Origin of the sequence: Sphingomonas pollutisoli, from assembly GCF_029167165.1 — a bacterium.
GTDB classification, from domain to species: domain Bacteria; phylum Pseudomonadota; class Alphaproteobacteria; order Sphingomonadales; family Sphingomonadaceae; genus Sphingomonas; species Sphingomonas pollutisoli.
Window position 1 is genome coordinate 1 of record NZ_JARFNJ010000064.1, and the last position, 624, is coordinate 624.

The window sequence follows — 624 nt, forward strand, 5'->3', positions numbered from 1 at the left end:
AAACCGCGCACCGGCTTGATCAGTATCTTGAGCTTTCCGTGATCGGCCTCGATCACGTTATTGAGATACTTCACCTGCCGGTGGGCCGTCTCCCGGTCCAGCTTTCCTTCGCGCTTCAATTCGGTGATCGCTGCACCATAGCTCGGCGCTTTGTCGGTATTGAGCGTGGCAGGCTTTTCCCAGTGCTTCAGGCCTCGCAGGGCCTTGCCCAGGAACCGCTTCGCTGCCTTGGCGCTGCGGGTCGGCGACAGGTAGAAATCGATCGTGTCGCCCCGCTTGTCGACTGCCCGGTACAGGTAGGTCCACTTGCCCCGCACCTTGACGTAGGTTTCATCCAGGCGCCAGCTCGGATCAAAGCCACGCCGCCAGAACCAGCGCAGCCGCTTCTCCATCTCCGGGGCGTAGCACTGGACCCAGCGATAGATCGTCGTATGGTCGACCGAAATGCCGCGTTCCGCCAGCATTTCCTCAAGGTCGCGATAGCTGATCGGATAGCGACAATACCAGCGCACCGCCCACAGGATCACATCACCCTGGAAATGGCGCCACTTGAAATCCGTCATCGTTCCGTCCGTCCAATCTCCGCCAAGCATGCTCAAGCTTCACGATTTTTGCAACAGAGCC

General features: G+C 59.5%; 1 protein-coding gene. It reads right to left on the minus strand.

What is annotated here, in order from left to right:
• The coding region (locus PX554_RS26575) for an IS6-like element IS6100 family transposase (RefSeq protein ID WP_075864252.1) at window positions 1-563 on the minus strand (563 nt) is incomplete at its 3' end.
• Window positions 564-624: the final 61 nt, after the last annotated feature.